Origin of the sequence: Spirillospora sp. NPDC048819 (genome assembly GCF_040650055.1) — a bacterium.
Lineage (GTDB): Bacteria > Actinomycetota > Actinomycetes > Streptosporangiales > Streptosporangiaceae > Spirillospora.
This window is the reverse complement of record NZ_JBEZGN010000089.1, coordinates 1-3,721: the sequence shown is the minus strand read 5'-3', so window position 1 is coordinate 3,721 and position 3,721 is coordinate 1. Positions and strand designations below refer to the sequence as shown.

At 64.0% G+C, this 3,721-nt stretch carries 2 protein-coding genes; one reads left to right on the top strand and one right to left on the bottom strand.

Features of this window, described 5'->3' with window-relative positions; all coding sequences use genetic code 11:
* The first annotated feature begins 150 nt into the window (after window positions 1-150).
* A complete protein-coding gene (locus tag AB0C35_RS45850) occupies window positions 151-2,904 on the top strand; it encodes a hypothetical protein (RefSeq protein ID WP_358470949.1) in 2,754 nt (917 codons plus the stop codon).
* 242 nt (window positions 2,905-3,146) lie between these two features.
* Here the strand turns inward: AB0C35_RS45850 and AB0C35_RS45845 are convergent.
* The coding region (locus AB0C35_RS45845; protein ID WP_358470946.1) for an ATP-binding cassette domain-containing protein at window positions 3,147-3,721 on the bottom strand (575 nt) is incomplete at its 5' end.

Below are 3,721 nucleotides of genomic sequence, written 5' to 3'. Positions count from 1 at the left end.
GATGATGCCGATATGACAATTGAGGCAATCGGTGCTTAAGTAGTCAATAGATCGCGAGGTGGCCTTCTCATACACCACCTACCTGGACGTGGCCAATTGGACGCCAGCGCGGCGGACACACATGAATGGCACAGGCGTCACGAACTCCTGGTGCAGGCGATGGAGCGCGCGGCGGCTGACCGGGCCGCATGGCTGGCCGCTCTGCTAGCGGAGTTCTCGGTTCTCCCGCCGGCCCAGGTCCGGCAAGCGCCTTTCCCGACGCTGAGCGAGTTGACTGACAACTGGGATGGCAAGCCCGAGCCCGCTGCGGGGGTGTACCTGCCGCGTCCTGATGTCGACGAGGAGCTATGTGCGGCACTCGCGTCGCCGACAGGATCGTACCCATTCCTGCTGGTGTATGGAGACGATGGGGCGGGAAAGTCCACGTCCACCTGGAAGGCGATTGAGACAGTCCTTTCGCCGGAGACGAAGGTGCTTGTCCCGCGCGATGTGGAGTCGCTCGTCGCGCTCGCCACCGTGGACTTGGCCTCGATAGCGGCGCAACCCGCCCTGATTTGGGTGGACGAACTCACCGTTGACGACTTGGACAGCCTGACACACGGGATCGTGGACCGGCTGACCGCATCCGCGTTTATCGTGGCAACCATCTCGGCCAGCGTCGTCGCCGCAATCCTCGCCGCCCCGCCTGATCAATGGCAGGTTGCGCGGTCCGCTCTGCGGAGAGCGTACCTGTTGCATCTGCTCTACGATCCGGTGCTCGTAGAACAAGTCAAGATCAACTCCCGCGGCGGGGTCGTGCCGTCGGACGTGGACGGGCTCGGTGACGTTGCCGATGATGATCGGGACATGCTGATCCTCCGGCTGAATACAGCGAGTGCGGCCAATCCCGCGGGCATGGCGCTGGTGCGCGCGGCCATCGACTGCCGTCGTGCCGGGCTCGAGCGCCCGGTCACCGACAGCGAGTTGCGACGGCTTTTCGCTCATTACCTGGCCGAGATCAGGAACATCGCCGTATCAGAGGAGTTGTTCGAAGCGGGCATCGTATGGGCGCAGGGGACCGGCTCGGCGAATGAGGCACTGCTGACGGTGCATCCGGCTCGGGGCCGCGACGACGAACGGCGGTGGAGCGTGGCGCGCGTGCTGGTGGACGATGCCGAACCGAACAGGGTGATTCCGGACGCCCTTTGGGCCGAGCTGATCGACTTCGCGACACCCGAGCAATGCGCCCATATCGGAAGGAGGGCGAGGGAACTGCAGCGGTTGACCTACGCCGCGACGGCTCATGTCAAGGCTTCGACTGTGAGCCCGCTAGAGGCGCGGGAACGAATACTTGCTGCTCTCGCATACATGGAACTTGGGGACCAGCGAGCGACCCGCGAGTCACTCGAGGCCGCATACCAGGCGGGCGTACGCGACGGACTATCCAGCGAAGCATGCTTTGCGGCCTATCAGCTCGGCGATTTCTCTAAGAAGGATGGCGATACCGAAACCGCAATCAGATTGTGGACCTTTGTCGCCGAGCAGGGCCAGGAATGGTCTCTCGAGGCTTTCCTGGCCCTAGGTGCGCACTACACCCTATCCGGTGAAACGGAGAAGGCGTTGGTTGCACTCGACCGGGACTTCTCCGATGCCAACCTGTCAACGACTCAAAGGCGGGCCACCATGCTAAGGCTGGCGCTACGTCCGACGCAGGAAGGGCTGGCCGAGATAGTCGGCGACCAGTATGGAAGCGTCGAAGAATCCGACGAGGATCGACAGTTCAAGCGCGTATTGATCGACCATGTTGCTCAACGCCTCCGAGACTCCGACACGGCAGTCGATAACCGCGCGGAGGCCCTGTTCGAGCAGGGGCGCACGGCACTCTTGTTCGGCTCTAAGGAAGATGCCGCCACGTTCTTCGAACGGTGCATCGAATGTGCTGACGCGGACCATTCGGTGGAGGCCGCCTTCGCGTTGGGCGAGCTTCGGCACGAGGAGGGCGATGCCGCTGGTGCGGAACGCGCGTGGAGGGCGGTGCTGGATCTCGCTGAACCTGCGATGGTGATGCGGGCGCGATTCAACATTGGCCTGCTCCGCATGGAGGCTGGGGATGAAGCCGCTGCGGTCGCGATGCTGGAAACCGTGCTGACGAAAGGCGACGCAGCGCGTCGGGCTCACGCCGCGCTGCTCATGGCTCAGATCCGCAAGTCCCAGGGAGCAGACGTGCCCATCGTGGACGACCTCTACCAGCAGGCGATCGAAGCTGACGACCCGGAATGGTCGCCGTTGGCCCTGACTGAACTCGGACTGCGGAAGTACGGACGGGACGGCGCCACCGACGAAGCTGTATCGCTGCTGAGCAGGGCCGCTGAATCAAGGCAGCACGAAGCGCGGGCCAAGGCCCCATGGGTCCTGGGACGCCTATTGGAGGACCGCGAGGATTTGAATGGCGCGATCCAGGCGTATGAGGCGTCCATCGCTGCCGAGCATCCCGAGTTTACCCCGGCTGCGCACATATCGCTGGGCCAGCTCTACGGAACTCTGAACCGGGTTCAGTTGGGCATGCGACACCTCAAGACCGCTTACAACTCCGGGCATCCCGAGTATCGTTTAGAGGCGGCTTTCTGGATCGGTCTCTACCACTACTGGTTCGGCCGCTTCCGCAATGCCGCAGCCGTGTTCCGCGAGGTGGTCAACGGACGACACCCTCGACTGTGGCCAGAAGCCGGGGTGCTGCTGGGCAGGATGTGCATGGAACTCGGCGATGCTCGGGGAGCCGCCAAGGCATGGCGGGCAGTGGCAAGGTCTGGCAGCCAACCATCTGCGAGGGAAGCAATGGCCAATCTCCTCGAGTTGAGCGAGGGGCCGCTCGGTGAAGAGGAGGAATTGACCGCTCTGGGCGAGGGCAACTTTGAAGAAGGTTGAACTGACCCCTTTAACGCTGATCAGCCTACGAGCGACAGTCTCGAGACTAATCAAGATCAGCATGTACTCAAAATAGGACGAAGTGGTTCACTCTTCTGCCGCGATCCGGGTGGCCGGGGGGTGGGCTGGAGATCGGTCATCGGACTCGGAGCTTCTGGCGTCCGCCGAGGGATGGGCCCTGCGCATTCGATCGTCGTTGGCGATGAGGGGTTCATCAGTGTGGCCGCTGGAGGCGGGTCGGGTCAGCCGGTTGCGGGCTGAGAGTTGCGGTCACGCTGGCCGGTGCTCGCGGTGTCCGGGGTGGCTTGTTCGGTGAGGAAGCCGCCGGACTGGTGATTCCAGAGCCGGGCATAGGGGCCTTTGGACTGGAGGAGTTCCCGGTGGGTGCCTTCTTCGAGGATGTGGCCGCGGTCGAGAACGACTAGGCGGTCCATGCGGACGACGGTGCTCAGACGGTGGGCGACGACCAGTGCGGTGCGGTCGCGCATGAGGTGCCACAGGGCCTGTTGGACGAGGAGTTCGCTTTCGGAGTCCAGTGCGCTGGTGGCCTCGTCCAGTAGCAGGATCGGGGCGTCTCGGAGGATGGCGCGGGCGAGGGCGACGCGCTGTCGCTGGCCGCCGGAGAGTTTGACGCCTCGCTCGCCGACGAGCGTGTCGAACCCGTTCGGGAGGCTTTCGACGAACTCGGTGACGTGTGCCGCCCGCGCGGCTTGGCGGATCTGGGTCTCGGTGGCGCCGGGCCGGGCGAAGGCGATGTTGTCGTGGACGGATCGGTGGAACATCGCGGGTTCCTGCGGGACGTAGGCGATCAGGTTGC